At 68.8% G+C, this 23,932-nt stretch carries 21 protein-coding genes; 12 read left to right on the top strand and 9 right to left on the bottom strand.

The genetic code is table 11. The features are described from left to right. Nucleotides 1-20 precede the first annotated feature (20 nt). The 3 genes from FOZ76_RS16770 to FOZ76_RS16760 are packed head-to-tail and all read left to right on the top strand — an operon-like array spanning nucleotide 21 to nucleotide 2,650. Nucleotides 21-1,007 carry a tripartite tricarboxylate transporter substrate binding protein gene (locus FOZ76_RS16770; protein ID WP_143949404.1) on the top strand — a complete coding sequence of 329 codons (987 nt, stop codon included), beginning with the start codon at nucleotides 21-23 and terminating at the stop codon, nucleotides 1,005-1,007. A gap of 43 nt (nucleotides 1,008-1,050) precedes the next feature. Continuing rightward, nucleotides 1,051-1,863 carry an SDR family NAD(P)-dependent oxidoreductase gene (locus tag FOZ76_RS16765; RefSeq protein WP_143949403.1) on the top strand — a complete coding sequence of 271 codons (813 nt, stop codon included), beginning with the start codon at nucleotides 1,051-1,053 and terminating at the stop codon, nucleotides 1,861-1,863. Between the two features lie 31 nt (nucleotides 1,864-1,894). Beyond that, nucleotides 1,895-2,650 (top strand): SDR family NAD(P)-dependent oxidoreductase, encoded by a 756-nt coding sequence (locus FOZ76_RS16760; RefSeq protein ID WP_143949402.1) that lies wholly within the window; start codon nucleotides 1,895-1,897, stop codon nucleotides 2,648-2,650. Between the two features lie 21 nt (nucleotides 2,651-2,671). Here FOZ76_RS16760 and FOZ76_RS16755 read toward each other — a convergent pair whose 3' ends face one another. Continuing rightward, nucleotides 2,672-3,469 carry a FadR/GntR family transcriptional regulator gene (locus FOZ76_RS16755; protein ID WP_143949401.1) on the bottom strand — a complete coding sequence of 266 codons (798 nt, stop codon included), beginning with the start codon at nucleotides 3,467-3,469 and terminating at the stop codon, nucleotides 2,672-2,674. 426 nt (nucleotides 3,470-3,895) lie between these two features. On the opposite strand from FOZ76_RS16755, the gene FOZ76_RS16750 reads away from it, so the two are divergent. The 8 genes from FOZ76_RS16750 (at nucleotide 3,896) to lpxO (ending at nucleotide 10,408) form a co-directional block, all read left to right on the top strand. Beyond that, complete coding sequence (locus FOZ76_RS16750; protein ID WP_143949400.1) at nucleotides 3,896-4,912, top strand: ABC transporter substrate-binding protein; 1,017 nt, start codon at nucleotides 3,896-3,898, stop codon at nucleotides 4,910-4,912. Between the two features lie 4 nt (nucleotides 4,913-4,916). Continuing rightward, nucleotides 4,917-5,747, top strand: coding sequence for an ABC transporter permease (locus tag FOZ76_RS16745; RefSeq protein WP_143949399.1), 831 nt, complete (start codon nucleotides 4,917-4,919; stop codon nucleotides 5,745-5,747). After that, entirely contained in the window at nucleotides 5,744-6,565 is an 822-nt protein-coding gene (locus FOZ76_RS16740; protein WP_143949398.1) for an ABC transporter ATP-binding protein, read from the top strand. Before FOZ76_RS16745 ends, FOZ76_RS16740 begins: the two co-directional genes overlap by 4 nt. A gap of 113 nt (nucleotides 6,566-6,678) precedes the next feature. Continuing rightward, nucleotides 6,679-6,888, top strand: coding sequence for a DUF4089 domain-containing protein (locus FOZ76_RS16735; RefSeq protein ID WP_143949397.1), 210 nt, complete (start codon nucleotides 6,679-6,681; stop codon nucleotides 6,886-6,888). Beyond that, nucleotides 6,885-8,273 carry an AtzE family amidohydrolase gene (locus FOZ76_RS16730; protein ID WP_143949396.1) on the top strand — a complete coding sequence of 463 codons (1,389 nt, stop codon included), beginning with the start codon at nucleotides 6,885-6,887 and terminating at the stop codon, nucleotides 8,271-8,273. The genes FOZ76_RS16735 and FOZ76_RS16730 overlap by 4 nt, the downstream gene beginning before the upstream one ends. A 2-nt stretch (nucleotides 8,274-8,275) precedes the next feature. Further along, on the top strand, nucleotides 8,276-8,653 hold the full coding sequence (hpxZ, locus tag FOZ76_RS16725) for an oxalurate catabolism protein HpxZ (RefSeq protein ID WP_143949395.1): 378 nt from the start codon (nucleotides 8,276-8,278) through the stop codon (nucleotides 8,651-8,653). 23 nt (nucleotides 8,654-8,676) lie between these two features. Beyond that, complete coding sequence (locus tag FOZ76_RS16720; RefSeq protein ID WP_211366281.1) at nucleotides 8,677-9,390, top strand: GntR family transcriptional regulator; 714 nt, start codon at nucleotides 8,677-8,679, stop codon at nucleotides 9,388-9,390. Nucleotides 9,391-9,511: 121 nt separating this feature from the next. Beyond that, the gene (gene lpxO, locus FOZ76_RS16715) at nucleotides 9,512-10,408 is read left to right on the top strand and encodes a lipid A hydroxylase LpxO (RefSeq protein WP_143949393.1); all 897 of its coding nucleotides are present in this window, start codon (nucleotides 9,512-9,514) and stop codon (nucleotides 10,406-10,408) included. Between the two features lie 85 nt (nucleotides 10,409-10,493). Here lpxO and FOZ76_RS16710 read toward each other — a convergent pair whose 3' ends face one another. The 5 genes from FOZ76_RS16710 to FOZ76_RS16690 all read right to left on the bottom strand — a co-directional run bounded on the left by FOZ76_RS16710 (nucleotide 10,494) and on the right by FOZ76_RS16690 (nucleotide 16,108). Beyond that, the gene (locus FOZ76_RS16710) at nucleotides 10,494-12,317 is read right to left on the bottom strand and encodes an ATP-binding cassette domain-containing protein (protein ID WP_143949392.1); all 1,824 of its coding nucleotides are present in this window, start codon (nucleotides 12,315-12,317) and stop codon (nucleotides 10,494-10,496) included. Nucleotides 12,318-12,513: 196 nt separating this feature from the next. Further along, complete coding sequence (gene erpA, locus FOZ76_RS16705) at nucleotides 12,514-12,882, bottom strand: iron-sulfur cluster insertion protein ErpA (protein ID WP_143949391.1); 369 nt, start codon at nucleotides 12,880-12,882, stop codon at nucleotides 12,514-12,516. After that, nucleotides 12,879-13,703: a DUF6776 family protein gene (locus FOZ76_RS16700; protein WP_143949390.1), complete on the bottom strand. Its 825-nt coding sequence runs from the start codon at nucleotides 13,701-13,703 to the stop codon at nucleotides 12,879-12,881. Before FOZ76_RS16700 ends, erpA begins: the two co-directional genes overlap by 4 nt. A 313-nt stretch (nucleotides 13,704-14,016) precedes the next feature. After that, a complete protein-coding gene (locus FOZ76_RS16695) occupies nucleotides 14,017-15,024 on the bottom strand; it encodes a D-2-hydroxyacid dehydrogenase (RefSeq protein ID WP_143949389.1) in 1,008 nt (335 codons plus the stop codon). A gap of 88 nt (nucleotides 15,025-15,112) precedes the next feature. After that, nucleotides 15,113-16,108 (bottom strand): D-2-hydroxyacid dehydrogenase, encoded by a 996-nt coding sequence (locus FOZ76_RS16690; protein WP_143949388.1) that lies wholly within the window; start codon nucleotides 16,106-16,108, stop codon nucleotides 15,113-15,115. Between the two features lie 240 nt (nucleotides 16,109-16,348). On the opposite strand from FOZ76_RS16690, the gene FOZ76_RS16685 reads away from it, so the two are divergent. Beyond that, complete coding sequence (locus FOZ76_RS16685) at nucleotides 16,349-21,040, top strand: ExeM/NucH family extracellular endonuclease (RefSeq protein ID WP_143949387.1); 4,692 nt, start codon at nucleotides 16,349-16,351, stop codon at nucleotides 21,038-21,040. A gap of 24 nt (nucleotides 21,041-21,064) precedes the next feature. Here the strand turns inward: FOZ76_RS16685 and FOZ76_RS16680 are convergent, their stop codons facing one another. From FOZ76_RS16680 to FOZ76_RS16670, 3 genes are all read right to left on the bottom strand, one after another. Then, entirely contained in the window at nucleotides 21,065-21,991 is a 927-nt protein-coding gene (locus FOZ76_RS16680; RefSeq protein WP_170235496.1) for an amidohydrolase family protein, read from the bottom strand. Between the two features lie 11 nt (nucleotides 21,992-22,002). Next, on the bottom strand, nucleotides 22,003-22,800 hold the full coding sequence (locus FOZ76_RS16675; RefSeq protein ID WP_143949385.1) for an HpcH/HpaI aldolase family protein: 798 nt from the start codon (nucleotides 22,798-22,800) through the stop codon (nucleotides 22,003-22,005). A gap of 144 nt (nucleotides 22,801-22,944) precedes the next feature. Continuing rightward, entirely contained in the window at nucleotides 22,945-23,910 is a 966-nt protein-coding gene (locus FOZ76_RS16670; protein WP_143949384.1) for a tripartite tricarboxylate transporter substrate binding protein, read from the bottom strand. Nucleotides 23,911-23,932: the final 22 nt, after the last annotated feature.

Genomic DNA, 23,932 nt, shown 5'->3' with positions numbered 1-23,932 from the left:
CCGACCCCGGAGCCGTGAGCATGTACCGACATTTAATCACCGCAGTGCGTGCCTTGCTGACACTCGTCGCCGCCCCACTCTGGCTGGCGGCTCCCGCCATGGCGGCGCAGCCGGCCGCGGGCTTCCCGAACCGGCCGATCACCCTGGTCGTGCCGTTTCCGCCCGGCGGCCTGACCGACGTCAGCGCCCGCCGGCTGGCGGACCTGGCTGCGCAGGAACTGGGCCAGCCCATCGTGGTGGAGAACCGCCCCGGCGCCAACGGGCTGATCGGCGCGGCCAATGTGCTGCGCGCACCCGCCGACGGCCACACCCTGCTCGCCGTGACGACCAGCGTGGTGCTGATCGGCCCTTTGTTGACCAAGGCCTCGTTCGACCCGCTGACCGACCTCGACTACATCCTGAATTACGCCGGCCCCTCGCACGCGCTGGTCGTGCGCGCCGATTCGCCGTACCGCACCCTGGGCGACCTGCTCGCCGACGCCAAGGCCAGGCCGGGCGAGCTCAGCTTCGGCACGGTCGGCACGTCCGATACCTCGTTCTTCGGCGTCAGCGCGCTGGAGCGGGCCAAGGGCGTGCGGTTCAACCACATTCCGTACCAGGGCGCGAACCAGAGCCTGATGGCCGTGGTCTCGGGCGAGACCACCTTCGCGCCGACCTCGAACTACGGCGAGATGGTCAAGGCCGGCAAGCTGCGGCCGCTGGCGCTGCTGGACCCTCAGCGTTCGTCCGAGATGCCGGACGTGCCCACGTTCACGGAACTCGGCATCGACTGGCAGTTTCCCTGGATCACCGGCATCGCGGTGTCGGCGCAGACCCCGGATGCGGTGCGCCGGCGCCTGGAGGCGGTGTTCCTCGACGCCGCGCGCAGCGACGCGTTCGGCGGCCTGCTGGCACGGATGTCGGTGCCGCTGTACGTGCTCGACGGCGACGCGATGAAGCAGGACCTGGCCGAGAAGATCCCGCAGTACCGGCAGATCGCCGACGAGTACGGCCTGCTTGCGCAATGACCGCGCGCCGCGCCGCGGCACGCATCCCTGTTCAGGAACCCACATGACTCTGAAACTCGAAGACAAGGTGGCCGTCGTCACCGGGGCCGCGCGCGGCATCGGCCGGGGCTTTGCATTGCGGCTGGCGCGGCTGGGATGCCACGTCGTCGTGGCCGACGTGGATCTGCACGCTGCGCGCCAGTTCGGCGAAGTGCTGGATGGCGACACGGTGAGCGACGAGATCGCCGGGCTCGGGCGCCGCAGCATCGGCGTGCAATGCGACCTGCGCCGGCGCGCCGAGGCGCACTCGCTGATCGAACAGGCCATCGCTGCCTTCGGCCGGGTGGACATCCTGGTCAACAACGCCGGCGGCGCGTTCGCTCCGATCGAGACGAGCCAGGCCTCCCGGATGAGCGACGCAGACCTGTCCGCCATGTTCGAGGTCAACCTCATGGCGACGGTCCATTGCAGCCAGGCAGCGGTGCCGCACATGCGCGCCCAGGGCGGCGGCAACATCATCAACGTCGGCTCCACCCTGGGCCTGGACGCCGCGCACCGGGGCGGCCTGTATGCCCACTACGGCATGGCCAAGACCGGCGTCGTGCAGTTCACGCGCTTTCTGGCTGCGGAGGTCGGTCCCGACGGCATCCGCGTCAACTGCATCGCGCCGGGGTCCACGGCGACGGCGCGGGTGGCGAGCCAGGCCAAGGCGCGCGGCATGGTGAACGACGCCGACACGGTGCGCATCCCGCTGCGCCGCCTGGCCACCGTCGAGGACATGGCCGGGCCCCTGGAGTTCCTGGCGACGGACCTGTCCTCCTACGTGACGGGACAGTGCATCTCGGTGTGCGGCGGCAAGGTGCTGACTCCGTCCTGAGCGCGTTCCGACCCATTAAGTAGAGACCGACATGAAGAACGAAAGAACCGCCGCGATCACCGGCGGGGCCAGTGGCATTGGCCTGGAAAGCGCAAGATTGCTGGGCCAGGCAGGCGTTGCCCTGGTCCTGCTCGATCGCAGCGATCGCGTGCATGAGGTGGCCGCCAGTCTGCGCTCGGAGGGCATGGCGGCCGAAGCCGTGGTAGCCGATCTGTCCGAGCTCGCCGACGTGCCCGAGGCGGCCCGGCGAATGGCGGCCTTGCGGGGCGGCGTCGACATCCTCGTGAACAATGCGGGAGTGCACCCGAAGGTGGACGGGCGGATCGCCGGTTTTGAGCAGATCGTGCTGGAGGACTGGGAGTTCGTCTTCCGCGTCAACAGTACTGCGCCGTTTCTACTCTGCCAGGCGCTGCTGCCTGCGATGAAGGAAAAGGGCTGGGGGCGCATCGTCAACATCGCCTCGCGCGCAGGGCGCACGCTCTCGCCGCGCGCCGGCACGCATTATTCGGCATCCAAGGCGGCGCTCATCGGCATGACGCGCAAGCTGGCGGGGGAGTGCGCGCCTTTCGGCGTCACCGCCAACTGTATCGCGCCCGGCCAGGTGGAAACACCGCTTGCCCGCACCTCCTCGCCTGAAGTGCTGGCCGAAGCGGCGAGAAGAATACCGGTCGGCCGGCTGGGCGATGCTTCCGAGATCGCATCGGCGGTGGCCTATCTGGCGAGCGATGGGGCGAGCTTCGTGACCGGCGCCGTGCTGGACGTCAATGGCGGCGAATCGATGCTCTGAAGCCGCTGCGCAGCCGTGTGCTCAATCCACGGCGGCGGTTTCCGGCATTTTTTCGTGGCGCTCGAGGTGCTTGTCCAGGCGTTGCAAGTGAGCGCGCATTTCGCGGACCGCACCTTCGGCGTCCCGTGCGCGCATCAGCCGCAGCACGTTGCGCCGCACGCTGATGAAGTCCTTGCGGGGCTCGGGGCTCGCCTTTTCCAGGAGCGAGCGCGTTAGCTCGGACAGCGACTCGACCAGCATGACGATGACCTGGTTGTGCGTTGCCTGGGCCAGCACCCGGTAGAACTCAGTGATGTAGGCGTTGCGGCGCGTGAAGTTGCCCTGCAGGGTCAGCGCCTCGGATTTGTCGATGTCCCGCTCGATCGCCGAGAGGTCAGCCTCTGTGGCCCGCTCGCAGGCAAGACGGATCGCCTGCTCGGTGAGGATGATGCGGGCCTCGGTGACGTTGCGCGAGGGTATTTGGCCCAGCATGACCATGTCGCGAACCGCCTGAGTCACCGCCATCGAATCGCCTTCGCGGATGAACGCACCGCCGCCCATGCCCTGTTGGCACTGCACCAGCCCGGCGTTCTCGAGGCTGCGCATGGCCTCTCGGATGGCCGTGCGGCTTACTTTCAGTTGCTCCGCGAGTTCACGCTCCGGCGGCAGCCGGTCGCCGGGCTTGAGATTGCCCAGTGCGACTTCACGGCGGATCTGCTCGCACACTTCTTCGAAGGCCCGCTTGGCCTTGATGGGGGCGAACCGTGGGCCCTGCTTGCCCGGACGTTCCATTGCGTCGAAATGGTCAGGTTCCCGCTCCGGCGGGCGTGCTTTGGGCATGGTTTCTCCTAGTGAGCAGAGTGTACAAGGCCATATGGTCTATCCATAAAATTCTATTAAATTGTCATGAGAGCACACTTGATAATAAGGTAATACCTTATGAGGTAATCCCCTTGGCTCGGTAAAACAGGTTGTCCCTGCGGCAGCGGCACGGCTGCGAGGTGATGCACTGCATCAATTGGCACAGCTCTTGCATTTTGTCTTGTACACAAGACGGAATTCCTCGTCTTGGTGCAGGCAACCCGGCCGCTTCTTCATAGAGGAAGCCGCGCGGGGCGCCGTGCGGCGAAGCTGCCGCAGGGTGTGAAGTGCTGCTGCACCGGGGCGCAGCGTATGTGCCGGACGCACCAAACCGGTGCTGTCGGGCCCGCGGCGCGGATTCCGTCCTGAACGAACCCTTCCCAGCGTCCGTCCCAGGAGAGCCCCATGCGCCGTTCCGATGTCCCGGTCCTTTCCGCTTCCCGTCTCAGCCGCCGCCGCATGCTGCAAGGCGGGGTTCTGGCCGCGGCCACGCTGGCCCTGCCGGGGCTGGCGCGCGCGCAGAGCGGGCTGGCAATCCGCATCGGCTATTGGCCGATCGCCGCCGGCCTGCCGTTCTATACCGCGGTCGAACGCGGCTTCTTCAAGGATGCCGGGCTGAACGTCGAGGTGCAGCGCTTCGCGGGCGCGCAGCAGATCATGGAGGGCATGCTGTCGGGCCGCACGGACGGCAGCGCCAACGGGACGGGCTCGGGCAATCTGGCCATCGGCGAGATCGCGGCGCCGGGCAGCTTCAAGATCTTCTGCAGCAATCCGAGCAATGTCGATCATGTGCTCGACGAAGTCATCGTGCCGGTGGCGAGCCCGGCCGGTACGGTGGCGGATCTGGCCGGCAAGCGCGTCGGTTCGGGTCCGGGCATCCAGAACGTGACGCTCGCCAAGACCGTGCTCGAACGCGGCGGCGCCGAGGGCGCCACCGTGGTCGAGCTGCCGATCGGCCAGCACGTGGCGGCCCTGGCCGCCGGGCAGATCGATGGTTGCTACACGCTCGAACCCACCGGCACCATCGGGCGGCTGAACGGCACGACCCGCGTGCTCGAGAGCGGGGTGATCGCGCACTATGTGCTGGGCGATCCGAAGGCGCCGTGGTTCGGCGGTTCGGCCTCGCTGACGGCGGAGTTCATCAAGCAGCATCCGGCCGAAGCGCAGCGCTTCGTCGAGGCCTATGGTCTGGGCGTGGAGTTCGTGCGCAAGAACCCCGACGAGGCGCGGCAGTACCTGAAGGGCTATACGCCGATCGAGGGCGAACTCACCAAGGAAGTGCCGCTCGCGGCCTACACCATGTATGACGAGTTCACGCCGCAGGACATCGAGTACTTCCAGAAATTCTTCGACCTCTTCAGCGAGCGCGAGATCTTCGCCCATCGATTGATGGTGGAGTCCATGCTCTACCAGCGAGGCTGAGGCCATGGCCGAGACTTCCTCCTCCGCGGCATCGCCGGGGTGGGCCAACGCCGGTGCGCAGGCGCAGGCGCTGCCGCGCAAGCCCTTGTGGGTGCGCCTGCTGCCGGCGGTCGGGCCCGTCGTGCTGTTCCTGATCTGGGACCTGACGGTGCGCTCCGGCATGATCCGTCCGATCCTGCTGCCGCCGCCGGCCGATACGCTCGCCACGCTCATCACCGGCCTGGCCGGCGGTTCGTTGCTGCACGACTTCCTGGTCACGGTCTGGCGCACGCTGCAGGCCTTTTTGATCGCCGCCATCGTCGGCGTGCCGCTCGGCGTGATCCTGGGCAGCAACGAGAAGGCCTATCGCAGCGTCGAGTTCCTGATCGACTTCTTCCGCTCGACGCCCTCGTCCGCGCTGATCCCGCTGTTTCTCATGGTGTTCGGCGTGTCGGACGTCAACAAGGTGGCCATCGCGGCCTTCGGCGCGCTGCTCATCGTGGTGTTCAACAGCGCCTACGGGGTCATCAATGCACGCAAGCAGCGGGTCATGGCGGCCAAGGTGATGGGCGCCTCGCGCTGGCAGATCTTCAAGGACGTACTGGTCTGGGAAAGCCTGCAGCCTAGCTTCGTCGGCCTGCGCTCGGCGGTGTCGATGGCGCTGGTCATCGTGATCGTGGCCGAGATGTTCATCGGTTCGGACAGCGGCCTGGGCCATCGCATCATCAATTCGCAGCAGGTGATGAACGTGCGCGACATGTACGCCTCGATTCTCGCGGCGGGCCTGCTCGGCTATGTCCTGAACATCGTGTTCCTCGTCGTCGAGCGACGCATCGTGCACTGGAGCGGCAGATGACGGCCCATGCCAACGCGCCCGTCTTCGCCGAGGCGCCGGCGCGCAGCTTCCGGCCCGGCCCGGCAGGCACGCACATCACCATCCGCGGCCTGACCAAGTACTTCGCGGGCTGGCCGCTGTACGAGAACTTCGACCTGGACATCCCGAAGGGGAAGATCGTCTCGGTGTTCGGCCCGAACGGCTGCGGCAAGAGCACGCTCATCAACATGATCGCGGGGTTGGTGCCGATCGATTCGGGCGAGATCCTGTTCGACGGCAAGTCGCTCAAGGAAACCAAGATCGGCTATGTCTTCCAGAACTACCGCGAGGCGCTGTTCCCGTGGATGCGCACGATCGACAACATCGCCTATCCGCTCAAGCTGGAGGGGCGTTCCAAGGCCGAGGTCGATCGCCGTCTGGCCGAGCTGGTCGAATCCTTCGATGTAAAGTTCGACCTCGATCGCTACCCCTACGAGCTGTCGGGCGGGCAGCAGCAGACGGCCTCGATCATGCGCGCGCTCGCGCCCGGTCCGGAGGTGCTGTTCCTCGACGAACCATTCTCCGCGCTGGACTACGAGATGACGCTGTTCATCCGCGAGAAGCTCCAGGAGGTCTTCATGCAGACGGGCACCACCATGATGCTGGTCTCGCACGATCTGGAGGAAGCGGTGTATCTGGCCGACCAGGTGCTGCTGCTTACGCGGCGCCCGACCCAGGTGGCCGAGATCATCGACTACGGCGATGCGCGTCCACGGACCGTGGACACGCTCTCGGAGCCCGGCTTCGTGAGCGTGAAAAAGCGCAGCCTCGACATCTTCCAGCGCGAGGTGCGCCGCTGATGCCGCGCAAGCGCAGGCCGTGCCCGGCGCTGCCGGCACCGCGACCCTCCATCCACTGTCGGGCGGCGTTGCGCCGATACCGCTGCGCGCCCGACGCTTCCATGCTTCCCATCATGCAAGACGATCCGATACTGAACTACGTGCAGACCGCCGCTGCCCTGCTCGACATCCCGCTGGATGCCGGCCGCGCGCAGCGTGTGGCCGAACATTTCGCCCGCACCGCGGCCATGGCCGCCACCCTGGAGGCTGTGCCGATGGCGGTGGAGGACGAGCCCGCGGAGGTCTACCGGCCCGCGCCTTTCCCAGACGCAGGTGCGGCATGACGGGCGCGCTCGACAAGCTCGCCGCCGTCGCCGCGGGCGAACTCGAGGCCGCCGACTGGCTCGAAGCCTGCATCGCGCGCATCGAGGCCACCGACGGCAAGGTCAACGCCTTCACCGGCCGCACCTTCGAGCGGGCCCGGCGCGAGGCGGCGGCGATCGACGCTCGCCGCGCGCGCGGCGGCGCGCTGCCGCCGCTCGCCGGCCTGCCCTATGCCGTCAAGAATCTCTTCGACATCGAGGGCCTCACCACGCTGGCCGGCTCCAAGGTCAATCGCACGCATGCGCCGGCCTCCGCCGACGCGGTGCTCGTGCAGCGCCTGCGCGAGGCCGGCGCGGTGCTGGTGGGCGCGCTCAACATGGACGAATACGCCTACGGCTTCACGACCGAGAACACGCACTACGGTCCGGCGCACAACCCGCACGATCCGACGCGCATCGCCGGCGGCTCGTCGGGTGGTTCCGGCGCGGCGCTGGCCGCCGGCCAGGTGCCGGCCACGCTGGGCTCGGACACCAACGGTTCGATCCGCGTGCCCGCCTCGCTGTGCGGCGTCTGGGGGCTGAAGCCGACCTTCGGGCGCCTGAGCCGGCGCGGCACCTATCCCTTCGTGCACAGCATCGACCATCTGGGCCCGTTCGCCGATTCGGCCGGGCTGCTGGCGCGCGTCTATGACGCCCTGCAGTACCCGGACGCCCGGGACCCGGGTTGTCATGCCCTGGCGATACAACCGGCCGCCGCCCGCGCGGCCCAGGGCGTGCAGGGCCTGCGCATCGGCGTGCTGGGCGGGTATTTTCACGACAACGCGAGCGAGCCGGCGCGCGAGGCGGTGCGCGCCGCGGCCCAGGCGCTGGGCGCGGCGGCCCCGCCGGTCGAGTGGCCGGACGCCTTGCTGGGCCGCATCAGTGCCTTCATCATCACTGCGGCCGAGGGCGGCAGCCTGCATCTCGAGGATCTGCGCGCCCGAGCCGACGACTTCGAGCCGCTGTCGGTCGACCGCTTCATCGCGGGCGCCCTGCAGCCGGCGCACTGGGTCGCCCGCGCGCAGCGTTTCCGGCGCCTCTACCGCGACCGCGTGAACGCCCTGTTCCAGGACTGGGACATCCTGCTCGCGCCGGCTACGCCCTTCGCGGCGCCGGCGATCGGCACGGAATGGGTGGAGATCGGCGGCGCGCGCGTGCCCTCGCGCGCTTCGGTCGGCATGCTCACGCAGCCGATATCCTTTGCCGGCTGCCCGGTGGTCGCCGCGCCGTGCTGGCCGGCGGGCACCGGCGGCCTGCCCATCGGCGTGCAAGTGATCGCCGCACCCTGGCGCGAGGACCTGGCCCTGGCGGCGGCCGCCGCGCTCGAAGCCGCCGGCGTTTCCCATCTCAAACCCGTCACCTTCTGACCATGCAGATCAACCTCCCCGAAGTTCTCGCCGAAGTCACCGAGCAGTTCGCGCGCTACGAGCGGGCGCTCACCGGCAACGACGTCGCCGTGCTCGACGAGCTGTTCTGGAACAGCCCGCACACCCTGCGCTACGGCGCTGCCGAGAATCTCTACGGCTACGACGAGATCCAGGCGTTTCGCGCGGCCCGCCCGAGCCAGGGGCTGGCGCGCGAGGTCGTGCGCACGGCCATCACCACCTACGGCCGCGACTACGCCACCACCAACATCGAGTTCGAGCGCAACGGCAGGATCGGCCGCCAGAGTCAGACCTGGGTCCGCATGCCCGAGGGCTGGCGGGTCGTGACCGCCCACGTGAGCAACATGGCCCAGCCGGGCTGACGGCGGGCCATCGGAACGCTGCCGTGCAATTGCGCAAGCCCGGCGCCGGCACCACCGCCCCGGAGCGACGCTCGCGGGCGGACGACGTCTACGCCGGCCTGAAGCGCGACATCGCCGAGTTCCGGCTGGTGCCCGGCGACCGCTTCACCGAGCAGGAGGTCAGCGAACGCCTGGGGGTGTCGCGCACGCCGGTGCGCCAGGCCCTGTTCCGCCTGCAGCAGGAAGGCTTCGTCCAGGTGCAGTTCCGCAACGGCTGGCGCGTGCTGCCGTTCGACTTCGAGCAGTTCGAGCAGCTCTACGATCTGCGCACGCTGTACGAGACCGAGGCCGTGCGCCGCGTGTGTGCGAGGGCGCCGCGCGTCGACCGCGCACTGCTCGACGACCTTGCGCGGATCTGGCTGGTGCCGCAAGCCGAGCGCTGCAGCGACGGCGAGCAGGTCGCGGCCTGGGACGAGGCCTTTCATTGCACGCTGGTGCAGGCCGCCGGCAACGCCGAGATGGCGCGTGCGCACCGCGAAGTGACCGAACGCATCCGCATCATCCGTCGCCTGGATTTCACTCAAGAAAGTCGCATCACCGCCACCTACGACGAGCACGCGCAGATCCTGCGCGCCGTGCTCGCCCAACGGGCCGACGAGGCGAACCGCCTGCTGTCCGCGCACATCGCGCTCAGCCATGCCGAGGTGCGCAAGATCACGCTGCACCAGATGCATCTGGCACGCCGCATCGGCGGCTGAACGGCCGGGCGTCGGCCCGGCGCGGCACGAGTGTGCCTTCCTTACCACGCAGCCATGACCGCGGAATTGCGGCCCCTCTGCGGCGCTCGTAAACTACCGCCTTCGTTCGCCGGAGACTGGAATGAAGTGGCTTATCCTGGCGCTCTTTGTCGTGAGCGCCATCGTCGTGCACTTTCGCGGCAGGGTACGACACACATTCACACGCCAGGCGCTCGATCACTCCACGTTCACCGCACCCATCAACGTCTTCATGTACGCGTTCTCGCGCGTACCGAACAAGCCCTTCATCGACCTGGACGAGTTTCCCGAGCTCAGGGTGCTGCTGCAGCGCGCCGACGAGATCCGGGAGGAAGCCGTGCGCCTGTACGGCGACGGCCACATCAAGGCGTCGGACAAGTACAACGACGCGGGTTTCAACTCGTTCTTCAAGACCGGCTGGAAGCGCTTCTACCTCAAGTGGTACGGTGCGTCGATGCCGTCCGCGGCCGAGCTGTGTCCGGTGAGCACGCGGCTGCTGGCCGACATGCCGTCGGTGAAGGCCGCCATGTTCGCCGCCCTGCCGCCGGGCGCCCGGCTGCCCCGCCACCGCGATCCGTATGCCGGCTCGCTGCGCTTTCACCTGGGCCTGATCACGCCCAACAGCCCGGCGTGCTACATCAACGTGGACGGCCAGAACTACTACTGGCGGGACGGCGAGGCGGTGGTGTTCGACGAGACCTACATCCACTACGCCGAGAACAAGACCGAGCAGAACCGCATCATCCTGTTCGCCGACATCGAGCGTCCGATGCGCTATCGCTGGGCCCAGGCGGTCAATCACACGGTGGGCGGCTTGCTGCTCAAGGCGGCCGCTTCGCCCAACCAGGAAGGCGACGCCACCGGCGGTATCAACCGCATCTTCGGCACGGTCTACGCCGTGCGCCGCTTCGGCAAGGCGCTCAAGGCGCGCAGCGTGCCGCTGTACTACCTGTCGAAGTGGCTGCTGGTCGGCGGGATTCTGGCGCTGATTTTTCTCTGACCACGGGTTGTGGCGCCAGCCTCGGCCACCTCGCATGGGCTCCTAGGCGCTGCGCCAGGGCGGGGGGCGCTGCCGGGCCCGGGCGTCAGCGCCGCGCTTCCAGCGCCTCCCAGCGCTCCATCTTCTCGAGCATCTCGGTTTCGATCGCCTCGATGCGCGCATGCACGGCGGCCGCCGCGTCGTTGCCATCCTTGTAGAGATCGGGATCCGCGAGTCTGCCGGTGAGTTCGGCCTGCTCCGCCTCCAGCGCTTCGATGGCGGCCGGCAAACCTTCCAGTTCGCGCAGTTCCCAGGTGGTCAGGCGCTTCGGGGCGGCGGCCTTGCGCGGCGCCTCCTCCTGCGTCTTCGGCTTGTCGGCCTTGGGCTTGGCCGGCTTGGCCGGCGCGCTTTGCTCGGCCGCCGGCGCGGGACGCTGTTCGAGCCAGTCGTCGTAGCCGCCCACGTAGTCGCGCCAGTTGCCTTCGCCTTCGTAGGCGATGGTGGAAGTCACGACGTTGTTGAGGAAGGCGCGATCGTGGCTGACCAGGAAGACCGTGCCGCTGTAGTCCTGCAGCAGTTCTTCCAGCAGCTCCAGGGTTTCGATGTCCAGGTCGTTGGTCGGCTCGTCGAGCACCATCACGTTGGCGGGGCGGGCGAACAGCCGCGCGAGCAGCAGGCGCGCGCGTTCGCCGCCCGACAGGCTCTTCACGGGCGACTGGGCGCGAGCCGGCGGAAACAGGAAGTCGCCCAGGTAGCTCATGACGTGCTTGCGCTGGCTGCCGATCTCCACCCACTCGCTGCCCGGGCTGATGATGTCGGCCAGCGTGGCTTCCTCGTCCAGTTGCTCGCGCATCTGGTCGAAGTAGGCGATCTCCAGGTTGGTGCCCAGGCGCACACTGCCCGAATCCGGTTCGAGTTTGCCGAGGATGATCTTGAGCAGGGTGGTCTTGCCGGCGCCGTTGGGGCCGATCAGGCCGATACGGTCGCCCCGCATCACCGTGCTGCTGTAGTCGCGCACCACCACCTTGTCGCCGAAGCGCTTGTTCACGTCGGTGAGTTCGGCCACCAGCTTGCCCGAGCGCTGGCCCACGTCCACCGCCAGGTTGACGTTGCCGGTGCGCTCGCGGCGCTCGGCGCGTTCACGGCGCAGCGATTCGAGGCGCCGCACGCGGCCCTCGTTGCGCGTGCGGCGCGCCTCCACGCCCTTGCGTATCCAGACTTCCTCCTGGGCGAGCAGCTTGTCGAAGCGCGCGTTCTCCAGGGCCTCGGCGGCGAGCTGCTCGGCCTTGCGCTGCTGGTAGGCGCTGAAATTGCCCGGAAAGCTGGCGAGCCTGCCGCGGTCCAGTTCGACGATGCGGGTGGCCACGGCGTCGAGAAAGCGCCGGTCGTGGGTGATGACGACGATGCTGCCCGGGAAGCTGCGCAGGGTTTCCTCGAGCCAGGCGATGCCTTCGAAATCCAGGTGGTTGGTGGGTTCGTCGAGCAGCAGCACGTCGGGCTCGCAGGCCAGGGCGCGCGCCAGGGCCACCCGCTTGCGCATGCCGCCGGACAGCCCGGCCACCGGCGCGTCGGGCGGCATGCGCAGCCGATCGAGCAGGGTATGGACCATGGCGGGCCGCCGCCAGGCATCCGGCTCGCTCGCGTCCACCGACCCTACGGGCTGGTCGAGCACGGCCTCGAAGAGGGTCTGGGTGTCGTCCAGGTCGGGCTCCTGGCGGACCAGGGCCGCGCGCACCGTGCCGCTGCGCACCAGTTGGCCGTCGTCGGGCAGGGCGAGGCCGGCCAGGATGTTCAGCAGCGAAGACTTCCCCGTGCCGTTGCGCCCGATCAGGCCGACCCGCTCACCGGCTTCGAGCGAGAAGTCGGCATGGTCGAGCAGGGGCACGTGGCCGAAGGCGAGCTGGACGTTGGTGAGCGTGATGAGGGCCATGCGGGTCGGGGAAGAAGGCGCGGTTCGGGAAAGCGGGATTATCGCCTGGGTGCGCAGCGGCGCCGGGAGGAGCGCGCGCCCGGGGACAGGCCGCAGAAGCGCCGACGCCCGGCGGAGCCGGGCGTTCGGACAGGTGGGCGGGCTTGCCTCGCCAGCCCTCGCCCTCGAGGGCGATGCCGGCGGCTGGGGCCCGTCGTCAGACCGAGAAGGACGAGCCGCAGCCGCAGGTACTGGCGGCGTTCGGATTGCGGATCACGAACTGGGCGCCCTGCAGATCTTCCTTGTAGTCGATCTCCGCGCCCATGAGGTATTGCAGGCTCATCGGGTCGATGAGCAACTGCACGCCGTTCTTGTCGAGGGCGGTGTCGTCCTCGTTGATGACCTCGTCGAAGGTGAAACCGTACTGGAAGCCGGAACAGCCGCCACCCTGGACGAAGACGCGCAGCTTGAGTTCGGGGTTGTTCTCTTCGAGGATCAGATCTTTGACCTTGGCCGCGGCCGAGTCGGTGAAGACGAGCGGGACGGGCGGGGCATCGAGGGAGACGTTTTCGGCGATGGCATTCATGGTGATGACTCCTTGGGGGTCAACCCGACGGCGTGTTCGGAGAGGACTTTCCTGCCTTCCAGCACGCGCACGGTCACGGATTCGGGAACGAAATCTTCGGGAAGGGCGAGTTGCCCGTCGGCGCGTTGATACTGCTGGAATTCGAGAGGAATGGCAGCGCGCTCGCTTGCTGCTTGGGAGGTGGGGGCGCTTGCCACGGGTTCAAGGGTTATGGTAGCACTCTCGCCCCGTCGGGTGCCAGTCGCCATGAAGCGCAGGCTGCCCTTGAAGCGGCCGTCGCCCGAGGGGCCGTTGCGCATGATCAACACCCGATAGCGCAGATGCGCGCCATCGGGTTCGACTTGCGCCGAGCGGATGCTCACCGGCCCGGGCTTGGTGCCGGCGGGGATGAGGTTCTCGAAGAAGGCCAGATTCTGCTGCAGGGCGGCCACTTCCTGCTGAGAGGCGGTGAGTTCGGCCGCGAGGTGATCGCGGGCGGATTCGGCGACCGCCAGGCGGCTCGCGCTTTCCTCCAGTTTCGACTGCAGGGCCGCGGCTTGCGTACGCCACTTGTCTATGACGGCGTCCATTTCCTTGACGCGTTGCGCGGCCGCTTCGGTGAAAGCCGCTTCGCGCTTGCCGGCGGCATCCAGTTCGCCGCGCAGCCCGTCGCGCTCGGCCGTCACGGTGTCGATGTCGCCCAGGAGCTGCTCGACCTGTTCGGCGAGCGTGGGGCCTGCTCCGGGGTCGGGCGGGGGCTCGTGCAGCCAGGCGAAAGTCGCACCCGCACCAAGGGCCGTGCCCAGTACCAGGGCGGCCCAGAAAGATCCACTACGCGCCATGCTCAACCTGCATTTTGGGCCGACGATGCGACGGCGCCGCGCGGCGGTTCACCTCGCACGGCGGCTCCGGCCGGCGCAGGCACGGCATCGCTGGACAACGGGATGACAAAAGGCCGGTGGGTTCGCTGCGGCACGGAGCAAGCCCGGGTGTGGTGTCCGGAGCGGCTCGCCGTGGCCAGGGCGGCGGCGCTGGCGCGCCGCATCGTCGTATTGCAATAAAGTAGCCATTATCCTCCCGATCGGCCGAGCCGGGCAAACCGGCCGGGCGACGAGGCGTAAGCATTGCTCTCCGAGTGTGAGGCGCGCTCGAGCGTCAGCCGGGGAACGTCGCCACGTCCTTGAGCGCCTGTCCGCGCGACCAGCGGTGCAGGTTGTCGATGAAGCGCGCCGCCGTGCGCGGCCCGAAGCCGCGCGAAGCGCCCGCGCTGTGCGCCGACACGAGCAGGTTGGGGGCGTCCCAGAGGGGGGAGTCGGGCGGCAACGGCTCGGTGGCGAAGACGTCCATGTAGGCGCCCGCGATGTCGCCGGCACGCAGGGCGGCCAGGAGGTCGCGCTCGTCGACCACTCCGCCGCGGCCCACATTGACCAGGCGGCCTTCGCGCGGCATCAGCGCCAGGATCTCGCCGTCGACCAGGTTGCGCGTTTCGTCCGACAGCGGGCAGGCCACGAACAGCCACTGGGCCTCGCGCACCACGTCGCGCAGGGCGGCGGTGGCAACCACACGATCGCAGCAGGGGTCGGCCTGCGCGCGGCGCCGCACGCCGATCACGTGCATGTCCAGCGCGCGGCAGGCCTTCGCGATGCGTCGGCCGATCTCGCCCAGGCCCAGCACCACGGCCGTGGTGCCGTCGATGTCGAGCGGCGAGGCCTCGTGGCGTTGCGTCTGCCAGCGGTGTTCCGCCTGGGCTCGCACCCACATGGGTACGTCGCGCGCCAGTGCCAGCATGCCCGCCATGGCCACGTGGGCGACGGCGGCGGCATTGGCCCCGGAGGAGTGCGTGACGACAACGCCGCGCTGCGCGAGCTGGGCGAGTTGCGGCCGGTCGGTGCCCGCGCTGCAGATATGCAGCCAGCGCAGGTTGGGCGCCGCCAGCAGCGTGTCGAAGAAGGCGGGCAGGTCCTTGCCGTTGCCGTTGCAGGCGTGCGGGCCGATCTGGTCGACCGACAGGAACGCGACTTCCAGGCTGTCGCGGGTGGCGTCGTCCAGCGGGCGCGCCGCGCTGTTCGTCACGAGTTGCATGGACATCCCGGCGGGCAGGGCGGCGAGCACCTGATCGCCGTAGACGTCGATGATGGGTTGGGACAGGAGGATTCCAGGCATGGCGGGGCGCAGGCTGCGGCTCGAAAACCGTCAGTGTGCGCCGCCCGACCCTCGTGGGCAAGGTGCCCGCGCGTGCTCGGGCGCGTCTTCAGGCTTCGAAGCGCGCCAGATTGCGCAGCGCCTCGCCGCGCGTGTAGCGGCGCAGGTTGTCGATGAAAAGGTCGGCGCCGCGGCCCGCGAAACCGCGCGAGGCACCGCCCACGTGCGGCGAGATGAGCAGCTCGGGCGCGTCCCACAGCGGCGAGTCGACCGGTAGCGGCTCGGCGTCGAAAACGTCGAGATAGGCGCCGGCCAGGCGCCGTTCACGCAGCGCCGCCAGCAGGGCTTCCTCGTCGAGCACCCCGCCGCGGCCGACGTTGACGATGCGGCACTCGGCCGGCAGCCGCGCCAGGAGTTCGGCGCCGGCCAGATTGCGAGTCTGCGTGGTCAGGGGGCAGGCGAGGAACAGCCACTGCGTGTCCGGCGCGATCTCGTGCAGCCGCTCGGGCGCGACCACCTCATCGCAGTTCTCGTCCGGGCTCGCGTGGCGGCGCACGCCGATCACCCGCATGTCCATCGCGCGGCAGATGCGCGCGATGCGCCGGCCGATTTCGCCCAGCCCTACGATGACCGCCGTGCTGCCATTCACGTCGGCCGGCACCTGATCGCGCCGGTACGGCTGCCAGCGGTGTTCCTTCTGGGCCAGCACCCAGTCCGGCACGCGCCGCGCGAGCGCCAGCATGCCGGCGATGGCCTGCTGCGCCACGGCGTCGGCGTTGGCGCCGGACGAGCTGGTGATGGTGACGCCACGGCGCGCCAGTTCCAGCAGCGCGGGCATGTCGGTGCCGGCGATGCCGACGTGCAGCCAGCGCAGATTGGGGGCGCGCTGCAGCGCCCCGAAGAAGGCCTGCAGATAGTCGGCATTGCCCCGCACGGAGGGCAGCATGTCGAGCGACATGAAGGCGGCCTGCACGCCGTGCAGGCCTGCCGGCGGATGGGCGTCGTCGAAGGGCAGGAGATTGAGCGCGTATTCGCGCGGCGCGGCGGCCAGGGCGTCGTCCCCGTGGCGCGAGATGAAGGACGGCGAAAGCAGAACGTCGGGCATGCAGAACTCCGGCATCGGTGGATCGGGCCATCATAGCAACGTCCATTGTCTGTCATGCACCGGTCACGCTGTCTTAACCGGCAGGTCACCTGGGCTGTCTACAGTCTCGCCGGCGGGCTCCACGCCTGGATGTCCGCGCTCCCCCGGGTAGGGCGCCCCGCATCCGTTGTGCGATGCAGACGCCACTGCAGGCGCGCCGGCGCGCGAGCTCAGACCTAGACCTGCGCGGGAGAACACGACGTGTCCGTCCGGATCAACGAATTCCATTACGACAACGCCGGGGCCGACCTCGATGAATCCGTCGAGATCGCCGGAACCGCCGGTACCGATCTCGCGGGCTGGGGCCGGGTGCTCGACAACGGCAACGACGGCAAGTTCTACAGCACGCTCGCGCCGAGCGGCGCGCTGGCCGACGGCGGCGAAGGGCCCGCCCCCCTGACCCAGATCCACGCCATCCAGGGCGCTGGCGCCGCAAGCCCGCTGGTCGGGCAGCAAGTGACGCTGCAGGCCATCGTCGTGGGCGATTTTCAGAACGGCGATGCCGACGACGGGCGCAACCTGGGCGGCTTCTTCCTGCAGGCCGAAACGGCCGAGCACGACGACGACGCTGCCACTTCCGAGGGCATCTTCGTCTATGCCGCCGCTCTCGACGTGGACGTGCAGTTGGGCGACAAGGTGATGGTGACCGGCACGGTCTCCGAGTACTTCGGCAAGACCCAGGTCACGGCCACCCAGGTCGACGTGGTGCAGGCCGGCGCAGTTGCCGACGTGGATTCGATGGCGGTGGCGGTCGACTTCCCCTCGCTGGCGGTCAACGAGATCGAACCCGGGGTCTACCAGCCGGACCTGTCGGCCTATGAAGGCATGCTCGTGCGCTTCAACGAGACGCTCACGCTGACCGAGCAGTACGACCTCGACCGCTACAACGAGGTCAAGCTGGCGGCCGGCGAGCGTCCGACACAGTACACGGTGGACAACGTGCCGGATGCGCAGGGCTACGATGCCCACCTGCGCGACCTGGCCCAGCGCACCATCACCTACGACGATGGCCTGTCGGCGCAGAACCAGCCCATCGGCTACCTGGACGGCTACGCGGACTACGCCACGGCCAATGCGCCGCGCATGGGCGATACGATCGACGGGCTCACCGGGGTGCTCGACTACGCCCACGATGCCTGGCGCGTACGCTCGGTCGAGGACGGCGACAACACCTTCGAGCGAGTGAACCTGCGCGAGGACGCACCGGCCGACGTCGGCGGCACGCTCAAGCTCGCCGGCCTGAACGTGCTCAACTACTTCCGCACCATCGACCAGGACACGGCGAGCACGGTCAACGGCTTCGATCCGCGCGGTGCTGACAGCCAGGCGGAATTCGACCGCCAGACGGCCAAGCTCGTCAACGTGCTCAAGGGCATGGACGCCGACGTGGTGGGCCTGGTCGAGCTGGAGAACGACTTTCTGCCCGGTTCGCCGGGCAACGCCATCGAGTACCTGGTGGCACAATTGAATGCCGCGCTGCCCGAGCAAGACCACTATGCGTGGGTCGACCCGGGCCGCCAGCACGTCGGCGGCGACGCCATCGGCGTGGGCTTCATCTACAAGACGTCCGCCGTGCGCATCGCCGAGGGCACCGAGCCGGCGATCCTGAACGACGCCGCGCTGGCGCAGATGGAAGGCGGCGACGCGCTGCTCGCGCAGAGCACGGTGGGCGGCATCTTCGACGGCGAGAACACCAGCCGCAATCCGCTGGCGGTCACCTTCGAGGAGATCGCCAGCGGGGAGAGCTTCACGGCCGCCCTGAACCACTTCAAGTCCAAGGGCAGCGGCCCGGACTCGGGGGCGGATGCCGACCAGGTGGACGGCGCCGGCGCCTGGAACCAGCAGCGCGAACTCGCGGCGCAGGCCGTGGCCCAGTGGCTGGAGAGCGACCCCACCGGCTCGGTCGACGAGGACATCTTCGTCCTGGGCGACCTGAACGCGTATGCCATGGAAGGCCCGCTGGCCCTGCTCGCGGCGGCCGGCTACACGAACCTGGAAGACTTGCTGGACGATCCGTACTCCTACGTCTTCGACGGCCAGAAGGGCTCGCTCGACTACATCCTGTCGAGCGCCACGGCCCTGGCCCAGGTGACCGGCGTGACGCAATGGCACATCAACGCCGACGAGGCCGACGCGCTGGACTACAACCTCGACTACGGCCGCGACCCCGCGATCTTCGATGCCGGCGCCATGGCGCGCGTGTCGGACCACGATCCGGTGCTGGTCGGGCTGGACCTGGGCGAGAGCAACGAGGACGAGGTCTTCGTACTGCAGTTGCTGCATTTCAGCGATGCCGAGGCCGGCCTGCTGGCCGGACAGACCGCGCCGTACCTGGGCGCACTGATCGACTGGTTCGACGACGAGTATGTCAACACGCTGGTGCTGTCCGGCGGCGACAACTTCATTCCCGGACCCTTCATGACGGCCGGCGCCGACCCGTCGCTGGCCGCAGTGATCGGCGCGGCCGGCGCGGGCCGCCCGGACATCGCCATCCTCAACGCGCTGGGCGTGGACGCCTCGGCGGTGGGCAACCATGAGTGGGACCTCGGTTCCAGCGTGCTCGCCGACGCCGTCACACCGTCCGGCGACTATGCCGGCGCGCTATTCCCCTACCTGTCGGCCAACCTGGACTACAGTGCCGACAGCGCCATCAATGCCCTGACGGCCGACGGCGGGCAGGCGCTCGGCGCTGTCGCCGGCAAGTTCGTGCCTTCGGCCGTGATCGAGCAGAGCGGCGAGACGATCGGCCTGGTCGGCGCGACCACCCAGATGCTGGAGCGGATCTCCTCGCCCACCGGCACCGAGGTGGCGGGCTTTCCGACCGCCGGCCAGCCCGGCGACGGCCAGGAGCAGGACGACATGGCGCTGCTGGCCGAACAGCTACAGCTCGAGATCGATGCTCTCGTCGAACGGGGCGTGAACAAGATCATCCTGCTGTCGCACCTGCAGGAGCTGGGCAACGAGAAGGCGCTGGCCGGCCTGCTCGAAGGCGTGGACATCATCCTCGCCGCCGGCTCGCACACCGCGATGGGCGATGCCGACGACACCGCCTTCCCGGGCCGCGCCTTTGCCGAGGGCTATCCCTATCTGGCGCAGGGCGCCGACGGCGGCGACACCCTGATCGTCTCCACCGACGGCGAATATACCTATCTCGGCCGGCTGGTCGTTGAGTTCGACGCCGAGGGCCGCCTCCTCCTGGAGAGCCTGGACGAGGCGATCAACGGCGCCTACTCGGCGACGCAGGACACCGTGGAGAGCGTGTACGGCGCCGACATCGACGCCGCCTTCGCCGAGGGCAGCATCGGCGGAACGGTGCGCGAGATCACCGAGGCGGTGGACGCCTTGATCGCCGGCAAGGACGGCACGGTGTACGGCTACTCGAGCGTCTTTCTCGAAGGCGATCGGACTTTCGGCCGAACCCAGGAGACCAACCTCGGCAATCTCACCGCCGATGCCAATGCATGGGCCGCCCAGGCCGCCGCCGACGACGGTTTCATCGTATCGCTCAAGAACGGCGGCGGAATCCGCGCCTCGATCGGCGCGGTCGACCCGGCCACGGGCGACAAGACCGGCAATATCGCCAACCCGGCCGCGGGCAAGGAGGCGGGCGGCATCTCCCAGCTCGACATCGAGAACGCGCTGCGCTTCGACAACAAGCTGGCGGTGTTCGACACCACGCCCGAAGGGCTGCTGGCCATTCTGAACTATGGCGCCGGCCTGAACCCCGGCAACGGCGGCTACCCGCAAGTGGGCGGCGTGTCGTTCTCGTACGACCCGGCCCTGCCGGCGGGCCAGCGGGTCCAGGACGTCGCTTTGGTCGATGCCGAGGGCAACAAGCTGGCCCTGTACGACGACGGCCAGTTGGTCGCCGGCGCGCCTGCCACCATTTCGGTGGTCACGCTGAATTTCACGGCCCAGGACGGCGACGGCTATCCGATCCAGGCCAACGCCACGAACTTTCGCTTCGTGCTGGAGGACGGTACGCTGTCCGAGCCCGTCGCGTGGGACGACCTGACCACCGACGTGCCCGACAATGTGATGGGCGAACAGCACGCGCTGGCCAACTACCTGGGCCAGTTCCACGCCACCCCCGAGACCGCCTACGGCGAGGCCGACACCGCCGCAGCCCAGGACGAGCGGATCCAGAACCTGTCGGTGCGCGAGGACAGCGTGCTCGAAGGCACGGACGGCCAGCCCGGCGAGCCGGGCACCCCCGAGCCGATCGTCGGCGGCGACGGCGGGGAGACCCTGGTCGGCACCGATGGCGACGACGACATCCGTGGCGGGGCCGGCAACGACATCCTGCACGGTGGGGGTGGCGACGACCGCCTGGATGGCGGGGCCGGGCTGGACCACGCGCGCTTCGACGGCGACGCCGCTGCGTACGACATCACGCTGGGCGAGAACGGCCTGCCCGCGAGCGTGAGCGGCCCGACCGGCAGCAGCGTCCTGATCGACGTGGAGCGTCTGATGTTCGACGACAAGATCCTTGCCTTCGATCTGGACGACGCGCCGGGCCAGGTGCATCGCATGTACGAGGCCGCCCTCGACCGGGCGCCGGATATCGAAGGCATCAGCTACTGGGTGCGCGACATGGACGCCAGCGGGAATCTGCTCTCGCTCGCCCGCAGCTTCCTCGGTTCGGACGAGTTCGCCGCGGCCAATGGGAACGTCGCCGATGTGAGCCACGCAGACTTCGTCGACATGCTGTATGGCACGGTGCTGGATCGCGATGCCGATACGGCCGGCGGCGCCTACTGGGTGCAGCAGCTCGAAGCCGGCATGGCCCGCGACGCCCTGCTCGGCCTGTTCTCCGAGAGCATCGAGCACCGTGCAACCGTCGACGCCGCCCTCACGGGCGGCGTGGAGCTGGAGCTGGCGTTCTTCGCATAGGCTTTCGGCATGCGATGAGGGCGATCAGGGGACGGTGCGATCGTCCTGGCCGCGGCGCGGCTGCGGCGGCGCCGCGGCCCGCTCCTCTCGGAACCCGAACAGCTCGGCCGGATTGTCGACCAGGATGCGCTGGCGCATGCCGGCCTCGGGCACCCATTCGGCCAGCTTGTTGAACAGAGCGACCGAGCTGTTCTGCGCGAACGAGAGGTGCGGGTAGTCGCTGCCCCAGAGCAGACGGTCGGGCGCGGCCTCGAGCAGCGCCCGCACCATCGGCCCCACGTCGCTGAAGCCGGGCGCGGTGGAAATGCGGTAGATGCCGGTCAGCTTGACCCGACAATAGCCCTCGCCGTGGCGCAGGAGATCGAGCAGCTCGGCGTAACCCGGCGCCTCGACGCCGTCGCGCGCCAGGTGCATGCCCAGGTGCGCCAGGGTGAACGGCAGCCGCAGGGCGCGCAACTGCGGCATCAGCTCGGTGGTGAGCCAGCCCGGCAGCAGGAAGTCCAGGTGCCAGCCGATCTCGGCGCAGCGCGCCGCCAGGCGCTCGATGCGGGGCAGCAGCGTCGGCGCGAAGCCGGCTTCGTAGGGCTTGATCGGCCGCACGTTGATGCGCACGCCGCGCACGCCTTGCGCGTGCAGTTGCGCGAGTTCGCTGTCCGGTGCGTTCTCGTCGATGTCGACGATGCCCCGGCATGCGTCGCCCACTTCCCGCATGGCGTCCAGCATGCAGCGATTGTCGCGGCCGTAGGCGCTGGGCTGCACGAATACGTAGCGCTCGATGCCCAGCAGGCGAGCCAGGGCGAGGTAGTCGGCCAGCGGGGCGAGCGGCGGCGCATAGCGCAATTCGGCGCCGTGGGGATAGCGCTCGGCCGGGCCGAAGACGTGGAAGTGGCTGTCGCAGGCGAGCGCCGGCGCGGCGACTGCCGGCGCTTCGTGTTCATGGGGATGGGACAAGGGGAACTCCTTCAGGCCGTGCCCGCAAGGGCGCGCAGCGCGTCCGCGTCCTTGCGGGCCGCCTGCATCAGATAGGTCACGTCGCTGCCGGCGATGAGAAAGCGCGCGCCGAGCCCGAGCAGGCGGCCCTGCAGCTCGGCGTCGCCGCGCACGCCGCCTACGCCCAGTACCTTGCCGTGGGTGCGGCAGGCGTCGGCGACCGTCTCGAAGGCCGAGAACAGGTTGGGATGGCGCAACTGGCCCGGGATGCCCATTTCGGTGCACAGGTCGTTGGCGCCGATCAGCAGCATGTCGATGCCCGGCACGGCGGCGATGGCATCGGCGTTGGCGATGCCGGCGGGCGTCTCCAGCATGGCGATCAGCAGGGTCTCGCGGTTCAGCGTGGCGTTGATCTCGGCCAGCCCCAGGCTGCGATAGCCCAGGGTCGGCCCGCTGCCCATGACCGAACGGTGCCCGATCGGCGGGTACTTGCCCGCATGCACGATGGCGTGCGCCTGTTCCACGGTGTCCACGTGCGGCACGATGATGCCCAGCGCGCCACCGTCCAGCGCGCGCGACAGGTGTTCGCTGTCATGGCCCGGCACCCGGACCAGCGGCGTGATGCCGAAACCCACCGCGGCAGTGCAGATGGCCGCGACGGTCTCCAGCGAGATCGGGCTGTGTTCCATGTCGAGGTAGAGCGCGTCGAACCCGCAGGCCTGCACCATCGGCGCGATGTCCACCGTGCGGGCCTGGCGCAGGCCCATGCAGAGCACCAGTTCGCCGCGTTGCAGCCGGCTGCGGGCGCTGTTTTCGAAGGGGAAATGCATCAATTGCTCCGGAAGAACCCGGCATGCCGCCGGGAAGGAAGAAGCGTTGCGGCGATCCGATCCAGGGCACCGCCGAGCCGGCTTTGCCGGTCGGCCGGTGCCGCCCCCCTGAGGGGGGCGCGCGTCAGCGCGTAGGGGGGCATCCTAGTCCACCTTCACATTGGCGCGCTGGATCACGCCCTTCCAGGTCTCGCTCTCGTCGCGCGTCAGCTTGGCGTATTCGGCCGGGGTGCTGGCCTTGGGTTCGACGCCGGCCGACCTGAACGTCTCCTGTACCCGCGGGTTCTGTAAGGCCTGGGCCACGCCCTTCTGCAGGCGGTCGACGATCTCGGCCGGGGTGCCGGCCGGAGCCATGATGCCGAATCGGTACATCATGTCGTATTCGGGGTAGCCGGCCTCGGCAAACGTGGGTACTTCCGGGAACATCGGATGGCGCTGCTCGCCGCTGATCGCGAGGCCGAGCAGGCGGTTGTCCCCGATGTACTGCACGGTCGAGCCGACGCTGCCGATGCCCACGTCCACGCGCCCGGCGGCGATTTCGATCATGGCGGCAGCGACACCCTTGAAGGGGACGTGGACGGCCTGCACGCCGGCCTCGAGCAGCAGTTGCTCCATCGCCAGGTGGGCGGACGAGCCCTGTCCGCCCGAGCCGAAGGTGAGCGTGTCCGGCTGTTCCTTTGCCCGGTCCAGGGTTTCCTTGAGGGTCTTGGTCGGCAGGTCGGGGCGCCCGACCATCACGGCGGGGGCCTCGGCCACCAGCGTGACCTGCATGAGGTCCTCGAACGGCCGATACGGCAGTTTCTGGTAGAGGGCGGCCGAGACGGGGAACGAGTTGTCGGTGAGCAGGAAGGTATAGCCGTCCGGGGCCGCCTTGGCCACGACGTCGGTGCCGAGCATGCTGCCGGCGCCGCCCCGGTTCTCCACCACGATGGGCTGGCCGAGCTGGGTGGACAATTCGTTGCCGACCGCGCGCGCTGCGGTGTCGGTGAAAGAGCCCGCCGTGAACGGCACGATGATGCGTATGGGTTTGTCGGGCCAGGCATTCTGGGCCTGCGCCGCCGAAGCCAGGCCAAGGGCAAGCAAGGCTGCCGGCAGCAGTTTCGGGCTCATGGTGATGTCTCCTCTATAGGGT

Origin of the sequence: Verticiella sediminum, from assembly GCF_007558815.1 — a bacterium.
In the GTDB taxonomy this organism is placed as follows: Bacteria; Pseudomonadota; Gammaproteobacteria; order Burkholderiales; family Burkholderiaceae_B; genus Verticiella; species Verticiella sediminum.
Note: the sequence above shows the minus strand (reverse complement) of the source record. Positions and strands in the feature narration are given on the sequence as shown.